General features: G+C 68.0%; 18 protein-coding genes. 5 read left to right on the top strand and 13 right to left on the bottom strand.

What is annotated here, in order from left to right; translation table 11 throughout:
• Positions 1–188 precede the first annotated feature (188 nt).
• A complete protein-coding gene (locus VHP37_08260; protein HEX2826324.1) occupies positions 189–410 on the bottom strand; it encodes a biotin/lipoyl-binding carrier protein in 222 nt (73 codons plus the stop codon).
• A 108-nt stretch (positions 411–518) separates the two neighbouring features.
• Here VHP37_08260 and VHP37_08265 point away from each other — a divergent pair, with 108 nt between their 5' ends.
• Positions 519–1,193 carry an SH3 domain-containing protein gene (locus VHP37_08265; GenBank protein HEX2826325.1) on the top strand — a complete coding sequence of 225 codons (675 nt, stop codon included), beginning with the start codon at positions 519–521 and terminating at the stop codon, positions 1,191–1,193.
• A gap of 64 nt (positions 1,194–1,257) precedes the next feature.
• Here VHP37_08265 and VHP37_08270 read toward each other — a convergent pair whose 3' ends face one another.
• Positions 1,258–1,749 carry a metallophosphoesterase family protein gene (locus tag VHP37_08270; protein HEX2826326.1) on the bottom strand — a complete coding sequence of 164 codons (492 nt, stop codon included), beginning with the start codon at positions 1,747–1,749 and terminating at the stop codon, positions 1,258–1,260.
• On the opposite strand from VHP37_08270, the gene VHP37_08275 reads away from it, so the two are divergent.
• Genes VHP37_08275 through VHP37_08285 form a run of 3 tightly spaced genes read left to right on the top strand, consistent with a single transcriptional unit; the run spans position 1,748 to position 3,920 of the window.
• On the top strand, positions 1,748–2,134 hold the full coding sequence (locus tag VHP37_08275; protein ID HEX2826327.1) for a DoxX family protein: 387 nt from the start codon (positions 1,748–1,750) through the stop codon (positions 2,132–2,134). The genes VHP37_08270 and VHP37_08275 overlap by 2 nt on opposite strands.
• Entirely contained in the window at positions 2,134–3,354 is a 1,221-nt protein-coding gene (locus VHP37_08280; GenBank protein HEX2826328.1) for a sulfite oxidase, read from the top strand. Before VHP37_08275 ends, VHP37_08280 begins: the two co-directional genes overlap by 1 nt.
• On the top strand, positions 3,351–3,920 hold the full coding sequence (locus VHP37_08285) for a c-type cytochrome (protein ID HEX2826329.1): 570 nt from the start codon (positions 3,351–3,353) through the stop codon (positions 3,918–3,920). Before VHP37_08280 ends, VHP37_08285 begins: the two co-directional genes overlap by 4 nt.
• Positions 3,921–3,927: 7 nt before the next feature.
• Here VHP37_08285 and VHP37_08290 read toward each other — a convergent pair whose 3' ends face one another.
• The 3 genes from VHP37_08290 to VHP37_08300 all read right to left on the bottom strand — a co-directional run bounded on the left by VHP37_08290 (position 3,928) and on the right by VHP37_08300 (position 6,536).
• Positions 3,928–4,476 (bottom strand): DUF4142 domain-containing protein, encoded by a 549-nt coding sequence (locus VHP37_08290; GenBank protein ID HEX2826330.1) that lies wholly within the window; start codon positions 4,474–4,476, stop codon positions 3,928–3,930.
• A 94-nt stretch (positions 4,477–4,570) separates the two neighbouring features.
• Positions 4,571–5,380, bottom strand: coding sequence for an alpha/beta fold hydrolase (locus VHP37_08295; protein HEX2826331.1), 810 nt, complete (start codon positions 5,378–5,380; stop codon positions 4,571–4,573).
• The gene (locus VHP37_08300) at positions 5,367–6,536 is read right to left on the bottom strand and encodes a DUF3182 family protein (GenBank protein ID HEX2826332.1); all 1,170 of its coding nucleotides are present in this window, start codon (positions 6,534–6,536) and stop codon (positions 5,367–5,369) included. The genes VHP37_08295 and VHP37_08300 overlap by 14 nt, the downstream gene beginning before the upstream one ends.
• A 126-nt stretch (positions 6,537–6,662) precedes the next feature.
• Here VHP37_08300 and VHP37_08305 point away from each other — a divergent pair, with 126 nt between their 5' ends.
• On the top strand, positions 6,663–7,109 hold the full coding sequence (locus tag VHP37_08305; GenBank protein HEX2826333.1) for a DUF4124 domain-containing protein: 447 nt from the start codon (positions 6,663–6,665) through the stop codon (positions 7,107–7,109).
• Positions 7,110–7,223: 114 nt separating this feature from the next.
• Here VHP37_08305 and VHP37_08310 read toward each other — a convergent pair whose 3' ends face one another.
• The 8 genes from VHP37_08310 to VHP37_08345 form a co-directional block, all read right to left on the bottom strand.
• Positions 7,224–8,270, bottom strand: coding sequence for a VWA domain-containing protein (locus tag VHP37_08310; GenBank protein ID HEX2826334.1), 1,047 nt, complete (start codon positions 8,268–8,270; stop codon positions 7,224–7,226).
• Positions 8,267–9,262, bottom strand: coding sequence for a DUF58 domain-containing protein (locus VHP37_08315; protein ID HEX2826335.1), 996 nt, complete (start codon positions 9,260–9,262; stop codon positions 8,267–8,269). The genes VHP37_08310 and VHP37_08315 overlap by 4 nt, the downstream gene beginning before the upstream one ends.
• Complete coding sequence (locus VHP37_08320) at positions 9,237–10,253, bottom strand: MoxR family ATPase (protein ID HEX2826336.1); 1,017 nt, start codon at positions 10,251–10,253, stop codon at positions 9,237–9,239. The genes VHP37_08315 and VHP37_08320 overlap by 26 nt, the downstream gene beginning before the upstream one ends.
• Positions 10,254–10,261: 8 nt before the next feature.
• Positions 10,262–11,191, bottom strand: coding sequence for a trypsin-like peptidase domain-containing protein (locus VHP37_08325; GenBank protein HEX2826337.1), 930 nt, complete (start codon positions 11,189–11,191; stop codon positions 10,262–10,264).
• 203 nt (positions 11,192–11,394) lie between these two features.
• A complete protein-coding gene (locus VHP37_08330) occupies positions 11,395–11,652 on the bottom strand; it encodes a hypothetical protein (protein ID HEX2826338.1) in 258 nt (85 codons plus the stop codon).
• A 43-nt stretch (positions 11,653–11,695) separates the two neighbouring features.
• The gene (locus VHP37_08335) at positions 11,696–13,228 is read right to left on the bottom strand and encodes a carboxyl transferase domain-containing protein (protein ID HEX2826339.1); all 1,533 of its coding nucleotides are present in this window, start codon (positions 13,226–13,228) and stop codon (positions 11,696–11,698) included.
• Positions 13,229–13,245: 17 nt separating this feature from the next.
• Positions 13,246–14,211, bottom strand: a complete 966-nt coding sequence (locus tag VHP37_08340) for a tripartite tricarboxylate transporter substrate binding protein (protein ID HEX2826340.1) — start codon at positions 14,209–14,211, stop codon at positions 13,246–13,248.
• Positions 14,212–14,215: 4 nt separating this feature from the next.
• The gene (locus tag VHP37_08345) at positions 14,216–15,172 is read right to left on the bottom strand and encodes a tripartite tricarboxylate transporter substrate binding protein (protein HEX2826341.1); all 957 of its coding nucleotides are present in this window, start codon (positions 15,170–15,172) and stop codon (positions 14,216–14,218) included.
• Positions 15,173–15,193: the final 21 nt, after the last annotated feature.

Genomic DNA, 15,193 nt, shown 5'->3' on the forward strand with positions numbered 1-15,193 from the left:
CACGCAGGGGCACAGAGGAAAAGCGACTCGTCATTCCGGACCGCGCGGCAGCGCGATGTGATCCGGAATCCATTTTGACCTCAACGCGCCGAAAATGGATTCCCGCCTGCGCGGGAATGACGGCGTGACGTTTCCTCCGAGCCCTCCGTGTTCCCCCGTGCCGTCCGTGTCGAGGCTTTGGCTTTAGATCAGTCTTCGAGTATCGCGACGACCTGACCCTCGGCGATGGGGTCTTTCTCCTTCACGAGGATCTCCTTCACCGTTCCCGCGTCTTCGGTGATGACGGGAATCTCCATCTTCATCGACTCGATCACCACCAGGGTGTCGCCTTCTTCCACCTTGTCGCCGACGCTCGCCTTGACCTGCCACACCGTGCCGGTGATCTCCGACTTGACTTCGATCCGTGCCATGGATGCTCCTCGCTTCTGTAAGCGGGGAAGTATAACGCGACGCCCGTCGCCGCCCGCTTCGATCTCGTCTAACATAGCCGCTCCCCTCTCGCGTCCCGCCTTCTCCCCATGACCCGTCTCCTCGTTTTCGTCGCGCTTCTTTCGGTATCGCTCGCGCTGCCCGCCGCGGAGCCGGAGCGCAAGCTTCCGCTCGTCGACGAAGGCGCGAGCGACGTGTCGTGGCTGCGTTTCAAGAAGCGCGTATCCGACGCGATCGCGAGCCGCGACAAGCAGTTCCTGCTCTCCATCCTCGACAGGAACGTGCGCAACCAGAGCGAGAAGACGCGCGGAATCGCCGAGTTCCGCAAGCAGTGGGAGCTCGACACCGCCGACACCCCGGTGTGGCGCGAGCTCCAGACCGCGCTCCAGCTCGGCAGCGCTTACGTGAAGCGCGACACGGGCGGACGCGAGCTGTGCGCGCCTTACCTGCTCGGCAAGTGGCCGCCCGACGTGCACCCGTTCGATCACGCGGTCGTCATCTCGCGCGACTCCACCGTGCAGGCCGAGCCCAGCACCTCGTCCGCCGCGCTCGGGCGTCTCTCCTACGACATCGTCGAGGTGAACGACTGGGAGATCGACGACCGCAAGGATCCGAAGCAGAAGTGGGTGAAGATCCGCCACGCCAACCGCGACGGCTACGTGCTCGAAGAGCACGTGCGCAGCCCGGTCGAGCACGCGGCGTGCTTCGTCAAAGCGGGCAATGCGTGGCGGATGACGGGGTTTGCGCCGGCGGGCGGCGAGTGAGGTGATGAGATGAAGGTGAGGATCGTGTTTGCCCCTATCTCATCCCTCTCATCTCATCACCTCTTCAACCCAGGTGCACGATCTCCGATCCGAGTCGCCCGTCGACCACCGACAGGCGTGCGACTGCAATCGGCAGATTGAACCGCCGCGGCCCGGCGCTGCCCGGATTGAGGAACAGCACGCCGTCGCGCGTTTCGGCGAGCGGCTTGTGAGAGTGCCCGGTGATCACCGCGGACATGCCGGCCGCAGCGGGATCGAGGTCGAGATCGGCGATGTCGTGCAGCAGGTAAACCAGCAGGCCGCCGACTTCGACGACGTCGGTCAGCGGCAGCGCCCGCGCCCAGTCGTCCCGGTCGTTGTTGCCGCGCACCGCGAACACCGGCGCGATCTTCGCCAGGTCCTCGAGGACGGCGGGACTGCCGATGTCCCCGGCATGTATGATGACCTCCGAGCCCCGCAGCGCAGCGACGGCCTCGGGACGCAGCAGACCGTGAGTGTCGGAGATGACGCCGACCTTCTTGCTAGAATGACGGCTGGATAGAGAGGCGCGTGACATGGAAGATGCCGGTAAGCTCGTATTGCGTCTGACTCTGGGGATTCTGATCCTGCTGCACGGGATCGCCAAGCTCAAAGGCGGTGTGGTCGGTATTTCCGGCATGGTCGCCGGCATCGGCCTGCCCTCATGGGTCGGTTACGGCGTGTATATCGGCGAAGTGCTCGCGCCGATCATGCTGATCGTCGGGTTCTACTCGCGTGTCGGCGCGTTCATCATCTTCATCAACATGATCTTCGCCGTGGTGCTTTCGCACCGTCCCGATCTGTTCATGCTCAACGCGAAGACCGGCGGCTACGCGCTCGAGCTGCAGGCGATGTTCATGTTCGTCGCGCTGGCGCTCACGTTCATGACGCCCGGCCGCTACGCGCTCACCAAGCGCTACTGATGCGCCGCGCGCCTGACAATCCGTCACGGCGCGAAGCGATAGCCGCGCTCGGCGCGCTCGGCATTGCCGGCGCGTTGCCGAAAATCGCATTCGCCCAGGAGGCGAAACCGCCTGCCGATCCCGCCGGCACCATCCCGAACGCCAAGGTGATGGCGGAGAAAGATCCGGCGATGCGCATGCATTCCGAGCGTCCGCTGACGGCGAGCGTCACCGCCGAATATCTCAACGACGACGTGACGCCCACCCCACGTCACTTCGTCCGCAACAATCTCTACACCCCCGATTTCGACGAAGCCAAACACACCGTCGAGATCGCCGGCCTCGTCGACAAGCCGCTCAGGCTGACGGTCGCCGAGCTTCGCAGCGGCTTCCCGCAAGTCTCGACGCAGGCGATGCTCGAGTGCGCCGGCTCGGGACGCACCGGCTTCAATCCGCTGCCGCGCGGCACCCCGTGGCCGGCGAGCGGCGGCATGAGCTGCTCGCGCTGGACCGGCGTGCGTCTGGCGGACGTGTTGCGGGCCGCGGGCGTGCAGCCCGGCGCGGTGCACATCGCCTTCACCGGCGCCGACTTCGGCGCGCTGCCGACGATTCCGAAAGTCGCGCGCAGCATCCCGCTCGGCAAGGCGCTCGAGCGCCACACGCTGCTCGCGTACGGCATGAACGACGGGCCTCTGCCCAAGGCGCACGGTTATCCGCTGCGCGTCATCGTGCCGTCGTGGGCCGGATCGGCTTCCGTGAAGTGGGTGGCGCGGATCGAGGCGCTGGCGGCGCCGCTCAAAGGCCCGTACATGGACGAGAGCTATCGTATCCCGCGCCATCCGGTCGAGCCCGGCGGACGCATGCCGCCCGATGCCGCGAGCACCGAAGGATGGCCCGTGAAGTCGATCATCACGCATCCCGCGCCCAACGCGAAGTACGCGGCGGGCAAACCGGTGCTCGTCGCGGGCAAGGCGTGGGCGGGCGAGAACGACGTCGCGCGGGTCGAGCTCTCGTTCGACGAAGGCCGCACCTGGCAGCGCGCCGAGCTCAACCCGGCCGGCGACAAGTACGCGTGGCGCACGTTCAGCTACGCGTACACGCCGCGCACGCCGGGATACCTCACCGTGCTCGCGCGCGCCACCGACGACGCCGGGCGCACCCAGCCGCTGGCCTCCGCATGGAATCCGCTCGGCTACTTCTGGAACGGCTGGCACCGCGTCGGATTCATCGTCGGCGCGTGACGCTCCTCCCGCGCGCGGCGGCGCTCGTCGCGCTCGTGTGCGCATCGATCCTGCCGCTGGCCGCACAGCAGGATGCGCCTTCGAAGACCCTGCTGCCGGGCCCCGGCGCGGCGCTGACGATGGCGAAGTGCTCGCTGTGCCACGACATCACCCATGTCACGCGCTCGAAGCTCACGCGCGACGAGTGGGACGACAACATCAAGGTGATGATCGCCCGCGGCATGCCGATACGGCCGGACGAGATCGCCGTCGTGCTCGAGTATCTCTCGACGTACTACAACCGCGACAAACCGCCGCCCGCCGCGGCGGCGGCCGCCGCTGCCGAAGACACGCCGCCGGTTCGCCACGGCTGCGTGGCGTGTCATGCGCTCGACAACAGGGTGATCGGACCGTCCTTCAGGGAGATCGCGGCGCGCTATCGAGGCGACGCCGGCGCGGCGACGCGGCTCGCGGCCAAGGTGAAGGACGGAGGCGCCGGTGCGTGGGGCGCGGTCCCGATGCCGGCACATCCGCAGCTCGCGGCGGCCGACATCGAGAGCCTCGTGGCGTGGGTGCTGCAGCAGTAGCGCCGCGCTAAGACTTCTTCTTCGTCTTCTTCATGCCCGCCTGAAGGTCCTGCGCCATCTTGAGGTGCTCCTGAAGCTTGGGCAGCGTCTTGGACGCGAAGTCGCGCAGCTCCGCCGATTCGGCTTTTTGCGACTCCTTCTCGAACATCTTCACCGCCTTCTTGTGGTCCTTGACCATCGCGTCGGCGTAGTCCTTGTCGAACTTGGCGCCCGTCTTCTTCGAGAGATCCTTGACGAGCTTCGCGTGCTTGCCCTGCGGCGCGGACGGCGGCGTCACGCCGAGCTTGGCCGCGATCGGCTCGAGCTCCTTGCCTGCGGCGCTGTGGTCGTCGACCATGCGCTGCGCGAACTTCTTGACGTCCTCGCTCGCCGCGTTCTGCTGCGCGATCTTGCCGAGCTCGACCTCGGCGAGACCGTCGTTGGCCGCGTCCATGATGAAGCTCTTGTCGCCTTTCGAGACCTTGCCCGAGTCCGCCTTCTTGTCGGCGGCATACGCGCCGAAGGATAAAACGAGCGCGAGGACTGCAAAAAGGGACCTGCCCAGAACCTGCGTCATATCGCCTCCAGAGGGAGAAACGCGGCCCATGCCGCGAACGCGGCGGAGGTTGCAACCGACGTACCTCTGGACTCAGGTGCGGCGCCGACTCGCTTCAGCCGGGATGCGGCTCGCGCTCCGGCGTCGCCGCGCCCATGCGCGCGCTGCCTTGCGCGGTGCTCGCGCCCGCCCGGGCGCCGAACACCATTTCGGTCAGCCAGCTCACCACGAGCTCGGTATAGGCGCGCTGCATCGCCGGCTGCGTGAGACCGTGGTCGGCGCCCGAGATGACGCGGTAGGTGAGCGAATGGGCGTGCGTGCACGCTTCGACGTAGTTCTCGATCGTGCGGTGGGGAACGATGTCGTCGTTCTCGGATTCGACGATGAGCACGTCGCCCTTGAACATGGCGCACGCCGCGAGCGCGCGGTTCTCGCTGGGACGCACCGGACGGCGGCGATAGGCGTGCAGGTCCGACACCTTGTGGAGCTGCTTCTTCGGCAGGTCCCAGCCGTCGTCCTCGTACAGCGCCGGGACGCGCAGCGCGAGCCAGCGCACCGGGCGCAGCGTGGTGAGCAGCGCCGCGAGGTAGCCGCCGTAGCTGCTGCCGACGACCGCGATCGATTCCGCATCGACCGCGGGATGATCGACGAGCTCGTCGTAAGCGGCGAGGCTGTCGTTGAGATTGTCTTCGCGCGAGACGCTCGATTGCTGCGGCTCGGTACGCGCGTGCCCGCGCAGGTCGAACGTGAGCGAGACGCAGCCCAGTGCCGCGATCTCTCGCGCGCGCGCGAGATACTGCTGCTGGCTGCCGCCCCAGCCGTGCACGCACAGCACGCCCGGTATCGTGGTCTGCGGCGCGATCAGCGTGCCGGCGATGTGGCCGCCGTCGACGTGGATCTCTATCGGGCGGTCATGCGTCGGCATACGGTTCCAGCATCGTGTACTTGGTGATGTAGCCGACCTCGTCGTCGACACCGCTGAAGTACACCACTGCGCCGTCGGGCGCAACGGCATCCGCGCCGTAGACCTCGGCGCACCACGCGCGCACCGCGCGCGAGCGCGGCCGGCTCGCGAACCATTCGATCGCGGCGATCTCGGCACCGCTCGCGCCGCCCGCACGCCACGATTGCTCGAGCACGCCGGTGCGCGGATGGCCCTGCGCATCGCGTCCTTCGACGACGTCGTAGTTGCGGCGCGACGCGAAGAAGCCCGGGAAACACGCGTGCGCGGCCGCGTCGTACACCTGCGCTCTTTCCGCGGCGCGCTTCATCGCCGGCGAGATGTCGAGGGCGAGGAGCGCGTCGAAACCGCCTCGCGCGACGAGGAGGTCGGAGCCGCCGTAGACTTCGAGGCCGCGGTTGTCGACGGCGAGGCTCTGGGTGCCGACGTAGGACGCTTCGAGATCGCCGACTTCGACGTGGCCGACGCTGTAGGTCTCGACGTCCGCGAGGTTGCGCTCGAGCACGACGCCGCAGTCCTCGAGCTCACCGGGATCGATGCGCTGCAGCGCCTCGTGCAGCGCCGCCTGCGTCTCCACGACCGTCTGGCCGCGTCCGCCGAGCGCGAGCGCGGGTTTGACGCGTACCGCACCGGACTGGAGAAGGCGCACGCCCGCGCGCATCGCGTCGTCGCCCGCAAAGGCCGAATAGCCTTCGAGCACCGCATCCGACACCGCCTGCGAGAACGCGTGCGACCAGCCGTGCGGCGCGCGCGCGTCCGCGTCGATCAGCGGGTGCGTGATGCTCTTGGTGCCGACGAACGCATGCGGCACCACGCCGCCGAAGAGATCGTGCGCGCCGCGGATGCCGAGCGCCGCGGCCGCGTCGCAGCCGACGATCGTCCGACTCGGCACGTAGTACACCTCGCAGGCATAGGCCGCCGAGCGGTCGAACTCGCCGCCGAAGCCGCAGCCTTTCAGCGCGGCGAGCCTTGAAGCGAGCTTCATGCGGGTGACGCACTCGTGCGACCGCGGGTTGTAAGCGTCGCCGCCCGAATACGACACGACGATGCGGAGTCCCGCGCGGTGTGGTGCCGCCGTGAGCGTCGCGGCACGCCGCCTCGCGATACGAGCAGGGCCCATCGTTACCTCCTCGCGGCGCAATTCTTACGCGCATGTCGCCAGCCCGACGCAAGAACCGGACCGGGTGCCGCGACGGACTCGCGGGAATAGAATGCAATCGCGAAATCGCCTCATCGGAGCTCGACCATGAAAGCGCTTGCGACCGTCATCGGCACCCTGCTCGTAAGCTTCGCCGCACCCGCGGCGCAGACCCTTTACAAGTCCACCATGCCCGACGGCAAGATCGTCTACGGGGAAGCCCCGGTCCCCGGCGCGAAGCGCGTGGATACCATCGAGCCGCCGCCCGCCAAGACCGGCGTCAGCGCCGCGACGGACGCCGAGAAAGCGCGCGCGGCGCAGGCTGCGGCCAAGGCGAGCGCAGGGGCGAGCTCGCCCGCGCTGAGCGACGCGCGCCAGGCGCTGCAGAAAGCCGAAGCGGCCCGCGACGCCGGCAAGGAGCCCTTACCGGGCGAGCGCCTCGGCACCGCCGGCGGCGCCAGCCGCCTCACCGAAGCGTATTTCGAGCGGCAGAAGGCGCTGGAGATCGGGGTGGAGGTGGCACGCAAGCGCGTGCAGGACCTGGAGAAGAAGTGACGGGTGAAACGGTGACGGATGAGGCAGTGACGCGTTAGAGCCGCGCGACGCCTTTCGTCACCGCTTTATCCGTCACCGTCCCATCCGTCACTGCTTTATCCGTCACTTTTTTGGCTACAGGATCCTGTTGAACCACGCCAGCGACAGCAGCGCGCTGGCGACCGCGAATACCGCGGCGAGCGCCGAGAACACGGCCGTGATCTCGGTCTCTTTCTTCTCCAGCGTGAAGCGTGCGTTGAGCGATTTGTAGACCTTTTTCAGGTCGGTCGCGGTGCCGGCGTAGAAGTACTCGCCGTGGGTGATCATCGCGACGTTCTTCAGCGTGTCCTCGTCGAGCTTCACGCGCATGCGCCAGCCTTCGAAACCCATGATCTCGCCGTCGGGCGTGCCGATGCCCACGGTATAGACGCGAACGCCGCGGTCGGCGGCTGCGCGCGCCGCCTCCATCGCGTCGGGTCCGGTCGTGCGCTGGCCGTCGGTGAGCAGCACGACCGCGGCCGATCCGTACGAACCCGGCGGCACCGGCTTGAACGCGGGTTTTTCCATGCCGGTCTTGGGATCGATCGTGGCGAGCGCCGGCCGCTTCTTGCCGTCGCCGGTCACCGATTCGAGCGTGATGCCTTCCTCCGGAAAGATCGCGGCGAGCGACACCACGATCGCGCTGCCGACCGCGGTGCCGCGCTGGAGCTGGAGGCGGTCGATCGCCTGGGTGATCTCTTCGCGGTTGAGCGTGGGGTGCTGCACGACGAGCGCGGTCGCGGCGAACGCGACGACGCCGATGCGCGTGCTGCGCGGCTGCTCCTCGACGAACGTCCTCGCGGCCGCCTGCGCCGCCGCGAGGCGGTTGGGCTGCACGTCGGTCGCGCGCATGCTGCCCGAGACGTCCATCGCGAGGATCACGGTCTCGTGTGCGGTCGGCAGGCTGATGATCGCGGTCGGTCTCGCCGCGGCGACGATCATGGCGATCAGCGCGAGGAGGAACAGCACCGGCGGCACGTGACGGCGGTACGGCGGCGTGCGCTGCGCGGCTTCGCGCAGCATCGCCAGGCTCGCATACCGCGCCGCGGACTGCGCCTTGCGCCGGAGCACGTAGAGATAGCCCGCGACGACGAGCGGCACGGCGGCGAGCAGCCAGAGCAGGTGCGGCCAGATGAAGCTCATGTGGCGAGGTGCTGCGGGAGGCTCGCGCCCGACGCGAGCTGGCTCCTGCGCTTGCGCAGGTCCGCGAAACGCAGCAGCGCGTCGACGAGGTCGTCCTCGGTCGACAGCTCGAGCGCATCGACGCCGGCGTCGCGGAACGCCTCGCGCACCTGGGCCTCGCGCCGCGTGGCGGCTTCGGCGAAGCGCTTCCTGAAACCGCGGTCGTGCGTGTCGACGAAGAGCTGCTCGCCGGTCTCGGCGTCCTGCACGACGAGCATGCCGAGATCGGGCAGCTCCATCTCGAGCGGATCGAACAGCCTCACCGCGAGCGCTTCGTGCCGCTGCGCGAGGTGCGCGAGCGGCCGTCCCCAGCCGGGCGCGCTGATGAAGTCGGACACGACGAAGACCAGCGAGCGCCGCGGCATGAGCTGGAAAGCGCTCTGCATGAACGCGGACAGATCGGTGCCGCCCGACCTGGTCGGTCGGTCGCGCGACAGCATGCGATGCATGATGTGCAGCACCTGGCGGCGGCCGGTGCGCGCGGGAATGACGGTGTCGACGCTGTCGCCGTAGAACACCGCGCCGACGCGGTTGCCGTTGCGCGTGAGCAGCCGCGCGAGCACCGCCACGAACTCCGCCGAGAGCTGGCGCTTCCTCACCTCGCGCGAGCCGAAGTCGAGCGAGGGCGAGAGATCGAGCAGGAACCACGCGGTGACCTCGCGGTCCTCGTAGTACTCGCGCACGTACGGCGTGGAGAGACGCGCGGTGACGTTCCAGTCGATGTGTCGCACGTCGTCGTTGTACTGATACTCGCGCAGGTCCGCGAGATCGAGGCCGAAGCCGCGGAAGAGCGTGCGGTAGTCGCCGTGCAGGAGGCCGTCGAGGCGCCGCAGCACCGTCCATTCGAGACGGCGCAGGATGCGGTCGGCTTCGGCGCCTCGCGCTACCGGCGCCTCAGGGCCGTTTGATGCCGGCGCCTTTCCGGAATCAATTTTTCGTGCCGGGTCTGACATGCGTGTCGAGGGGCTTATCCGGCGGTGCGATCTGCTCCATGATGCGGCGGACGATGTCGTCCGCGCTCACCTGTTCGGCCAGCGCTTCGTAGGTGAGCACGAGGCGGTGCCGCAGCACGTCGGGCATGATGTCCAGAACGTCCTCCGGCAGCACGTAATCGCGCCCGCGCAAAAACGCGAGCGCGCGCCCGCCTTCGATGAGCGCGATCGATGCGCGGGGACTCGCCCCGAACGAGATGTATTTCGCGAGATCCGGGATGCCCGCCTTGTCGGGATTGCGCGTCGCCCCGACGACTTTCACCGCGTACTGGGTGATCGAAGGATCGACGTACGCGTTCCGGCATTCCTTCTGGAGCGCCGAAAGCTGCTCGGTCGTCGCGACCGACGTCACCGCTTTCGCCACACCGGTGACGCGCTCGACGATGACGAACTCTTCCTCTTCGGTCGGGTAACCCACCAGCACCTTCATCATGAAGCGGTCGACCTGCGCTTCGGGCAGCGGATACGTGCCTTCGGTCTCGATCGGGTTCTGGGTCGCCATCACCAGGAAAGGCTCGGGCACCTTGTGCGTCTCGCCCGCGATCGTCACCTGGCGCTCCTGCATCACCTCGAGCAGCGCGCTCTGCACTTTCGCCGGCGCGCGGTTGATCTCGTCGGCGAGGAGGAGGTTCGTAAAGACCGGGCCGAGCGACGTGGTGAACTCGCCGGTCTTCTGGTTGTAGACGCGCGTGCCGACGAGATCGGCGGGGACGAGGTCGGGCGTGAACTGGATGCGCCGGAACTGTCCGCGCACGGTACGCGCGAGGGTCTTGACCGTGAGGGTCTTGGCGAGGCCGGGCACGCCTTCGACGAGCAGGTGACCCTGCGCGAGGATCGCGACCAGCACGCGCTCGAGGAAGTGGTCCTGGCCGACGACGATCTTCTTCACCTCGTACAGCACGCGCTGCATGAGGCTGGCGATCTCTTCGCGCGAAAGCTCGGTGTTTTCCATGGAGTTCCCTAGAACGGCGAGACGCCCGCGGCGGCCGCGGCGTTCTCGATCGGCACCGCGAAGCCGATGCCGATGAACACCGCCTGCTTGCCGGGGTTGAGGATGCCGGTGACGATGCCGACGACTTCGCCGTCGGTCGTGAACAGCGGACCGCCCGAGCTGCCGGGGTTGGCGGCCGCGTCGAACTGGATGAGGTTGGTGAGCAGGCGCTTACCCTCGGGCGAGCGATACTCGCGGCGCAGCCCCGAGACCACGCCCGAGGACACCGACGGCCCGATCCCGAAGGGGAAACCGACCGCGACCACTTCGTCGCCGAGCCGCAGGTCGGCGGTCGAGCGCAGCGTCGCGGGCATGAGATCGTCGGGAACGCTCGACGTCTTGATCACCGCGAGGTCGTCCTCCGGACGCGTGCCGACGACCGTCGCTTCCGATTCCATGCCGTCGGAGAACACCACGTTGAGGCGCTTGGCGCCGGCGACGACGTGCAGGTTGGTCAGTATGGTGCCGTTGTCGAGGATGACCACCCCGGTGCCGACGCTGCGCTCGGAGTCCTTGTCCGGCTCGTCCTCGCCGCCGAGGCCGCGCACGCGCACCACCGAGCCCTTGATGAGTTCGTAGGCCTGCGCCGCGCGCGACGGCAGCGGCTTGGTCTCCAGCGTACGCAGGACCGCGGCGTCGATGTCCTTCTGGGTGATCGTACGCGGCTGCGGGCCGAAGATCGCGTGCGAGTACACCAGCGCGAGCGCGGCGAGCAGTCCGGCGGTCAGACCGGTCGCGAGCGGATGGCGGGTCAGGAAAGATCTGACGCGGCCGCGCTTCGGCGCGGCGACCGGCGGCGCCTCGGGCGCCGGCTCGACCGGCGGCTCGACGCCTTTGGGCTCGGCTGCGGCAGGAATGCGCTGACGGTGCGAAGAGCTGTAGAGGGCGACGCGTTTCATCGACGGACCCGTGTGGGTGCAAAAGCGGGGAAACCGCTTCGAAGCAACATCTCGGCCAGCGCTGGCGACGCGAGGGCGCTGCGTCTTTAGCTTACTACGCCAACAGCGCGGCGGCGCGATCGATGCCCTCATTGTGGGACGATGCGCGCCGCCGGTGCACCCGCAGTATGGGCGGCGCCGTGTTGCAGCCGTGTCTCAGCCGATCATTTGCACGTACACGCAGGGGGTCGTGCACAGAGGTCGCCGCTCGGCGTGCCGGGTCCGCACGTCGCGGTCTCGCCCGGGCGGCAGGTGATGGCGCACGAAGCGCAGGCGCCCACCGCCGGCGCCTTGCAAGAGGCGCCGGTGTCCTTCTTATCCTGCTTCTTGACCGTTGTTTTCTTGCGGGCGTGCTCTTCGGCCGCAGCGGGCGCCGTCGAGATGAAAAACGCGGTAAACACCAGCACCATCAGCGACCGCATAGCGACCTCCCCGGCACTCCGTGTCACGTTTCACGTTTCACGTCTAGTACGTCGTCGGCCAGTTTCGCATGAGGTGCTGCCCCACGCCACCGCTCGTGCGCATACGGTGCACTTCCAGCATGCGGATCAGCCAGTCGCGGGTGTCGCGCGGCTCGATGACGTCCTGCGCGGTGTAGATGCCGGCCATGTCGTAGGGCGAGGTGCCTTTGGACATCAGCGCGACGGTCTCTTCGTATTTCTGCGGATCTTTTTCGGGGTCGACCCCGAACACCACGCGCGCGCCGAAGTCGGGCTTCATGAAGCTCACCTCGGAGGTGTACCAGCACGCGATCTCGTCGGCGTTGCCGCCGCCGCCCATGCTGGAGACCGCGAGGCCGTAGCTCTTCCTCATGATCACCGCGATCTTGGGCACGGTGACGAGGGTCATCGCGTTCATCCAGTTCATCACCTTGCCGGTGATGCCGCGCTGCTCGCCTTCGAGCCCGATGAGAAAACCCGGCTGGTCGACGAGCATCACGATCGGGATGTTGTACGAGTCGCAGAGCACGAAGAAGTTCTGGACCTTCTGGCTCTCGTCCGCGCCGATCGCGCCGCCGCGGTGCAGCGGGTTGTTGGCGATGATGCCGACCGATTTGCCGTCGAGCCGTGCGAGCGTCGTGACGATCGCCTTGCCGTAACGCGCCTTGATCTCGAACATCGAATCGCGGTCGACGATGCAGCGGATGATCTTCTTCACGTCGTAGACCTGGTTTTTCGACTCCGGCAACAGCTCGAGGATTTTGTCCGCGTCGGCGCCGGAGCCTTCGGGGACGGGATATTCGGGCGGAGGCTCGCTGTTATTGGCGGGCAGGTACGACAGGAACTGCCTGATCGCGTCGATCGCCTGCTCGTCGGTGTCGACCACCTGGTCGGCGATGCCGCTCACCTCGGCGTGCACGCGCCAGCCGCCGAGCTCCTCGGCGTCGACCGCCTTGCCGATCGCCATCGAGATCAGGCGCGGGCTCGACACCGCCACGATCGCGCCTTTGCGGAACACGCAGAAGTCCGACATCGACGCGTACCACGCCGACGAGCCGAAGCAGTAGCCCAGCGCCGCCGCCGCCCACGGCGACTCGCGCAGGCGCTGGTACTCGACCGGGTCGTCTTTCGAGCCGATCGAGTCCGCGCCCATCACGTCCGGCATGCGCGCGCCGGTCGATTCGCCGAGGAACACCGCGGGGATGCCGCGCTTCCTCGCGATCGTCTTGATGTGCTTGAGCTTCTTGATGTTGATGTTCGCGCTCGACGCGCCTTTCACCGTGAAGTCGTTCGCGATGGCGGCGGCCTCGCGGCCGTCGATGCGGCCGAAGCCTGCGACTTTGCCGTCGGCCGGCGTCGTGTGCTTGTCTTCGGCGCGCGCCGATACCGCGTAGCGTCCGGACTCGATGAAGGTCCCGGGATCGAACAGGCGCTCGAGCCGCTCGCGCGCGTTGAGCATGCCCTGCGCCTTGCGCTGCGCGAGCTTCTCCGGGCCGCCCATCGCGAGCGCGCGCTCGGTGCGGGCTTCCATATCCTTCAACAGGTCTTCGAACGGCATACTCGATCTCTCTATGTTCAATCCGCGCGGGCGCCGGTCTGGCGGATCACCGGCCCCCACTTGTCGAATTCGGTCTTGATGAAACGCGCGAACTCCGCCGGCGTGCCGCCGACCGCTTCGGCGCCGAGCTCGGCGAAGCGCGCGCGAGTGTCCGGCGCGTTGACGATCTTCACCAGCGTGGAATGCAGCCGCGACACGATGTCGCCCGGCAGTCGAGCCGGCGCGGACAGCCCCTGCCACGACGTCGCTTCGTAGCCGGGCACCCCGCTTTCCGCGATCGTCGGCAGGTCGGGAAACGCCGGCGTGCGCTTCAGTCCCGCGACACCGAGCGCGCGCAGCTTGCCCGACTTGATGAAAGGCACGAGCGGCGGCAGCCCGGAGAACTGCATGTGCACCTGGCCGCCGAGCAGATCGCTCAACGCGGGTCCCGAGCCTTTGTATGGCACGTGCACGAGGTCGACACCCGCCATGCTGCCGAAGAGCGCCCCGGCGAGATGCGGCGTGCCGCCGACGCCGGACGACGCGTAGTTGTATTTGCCCGGGCTCGCTTTCGCGAGCGCGATCAGCGCCTTCACCGATTTCGCGGGCAGCGCCGGATTCACCGCGAGCACCACCGGGACCGTCGCGATCAACGAGATCGGGCTGTAGTCCTCGATCGCCCGATAACCGATCTTGCGATACAGGCCGGGATTGATCACCAGCGGCGGTGCGGCCATCAGCAGCGTGTAACCGTCGGGCGCGGCGCGCGCGACCACTTCGTTGCCGATGTTGCCGCCGGCGCCCGGCCGGTTGTCGACGATCACCGGCTGGCCGAGCAGCTCGGTATAGCGCTGGGCCACGAGCCGCGCGACGATGTCCGTGGTGCCGCCGGGCGCGAGCGGAACGACGAGCCGGATGGGTCGATCGGGATACGCGGCCTGCGCGAGCGGCGCTCCGGCGCAGAGTCCGAGCGCGACGATCGAGGCGCGTGCCGCGGTAGTCATCACGTCAGAGCTGCACATCGAGATCGCGCACGAGCTTGCCCCATTTCGCCATGCCCTCGCGGATCGAGCGCGCGAGGTCTTCGGGCGTGCCGCCGGCGGGCTCGCTGCCGTCGCTCGCGAACGCGGCCCGCACATCGGGCATGGCGAAGACGCGGTTGATGTCCGCATTCGCCCTGGTGACGATCGCGCGCGGCGTGCCCGCGGGCGCGAGGATCGCGAACCAGCTCGCGGCGGCGTAGCCCGGCAGGCCCGACTCCGCGACCGTCGGTATCGCCGGGATGACCGGCGAGCGCTTGTCGTCGGTCACCGCGAGCGCACGCAGCCGCCCGCTTTTCACGTGCGGCAGCGCGGTCGGAAAAGGCGACATCATCATCTGGATCTGGCCGCCGATGAGGTCGGTGATCGCCGGCGCGGTCCCCTTGTACGGCACGTGGGCCATCTCGATCTTCGCCGTCACGCGGAAGAGCTCGGCGAAGAGGTGGTTCCACACCCCGCTGCCCGCCGAGCCGTAGTTGAGCCTGCCCGATTGGGCGCGGGCATACGCGATGAACTCTTTGACGTTCTTCGCCGGCACCGCCGGATTGACCACCATCAGGCCGGGCGGCGTCGAGACCAGCACCACCGGCGCCAGATCTTTCACCGGGTCGTACGGGAGCCGCTTATAGAGCGCGGGGCCGACCAGGATATTGCCGAACGAGCCGACCACCAGGGTATGGCCGTCGGGCGGGGACTTGGCCGCGAGATCGACACCGACCGTGCCCCCCGCGCCGCCCCGATTGTCGACGACGACCTGCTGGCCCCACAGCTCGGACAGCTTCTGCGCGATGAGCCGGCCCTGGACGTCGGTGTTGCCGCCCGGTGCGAACGGCACGATCAACCGCACCGGACGCGTCGGATAGCCTTGCGCGCACAGCGCGCCGGCGAGCGTGAGCAGCGCGAGCGCCGCGATCGTGCGTAACACGGGTCTCAGGGGAATCTCCTT

This window comes from Burkholderiales bacterium, from assembly GCA_036262035.1.
Classification (GTDB): Bacteria; Pseudomonadota; Gammaproteobacteria; order Burkholderiales; family SG8-41; genus JAQGMV01.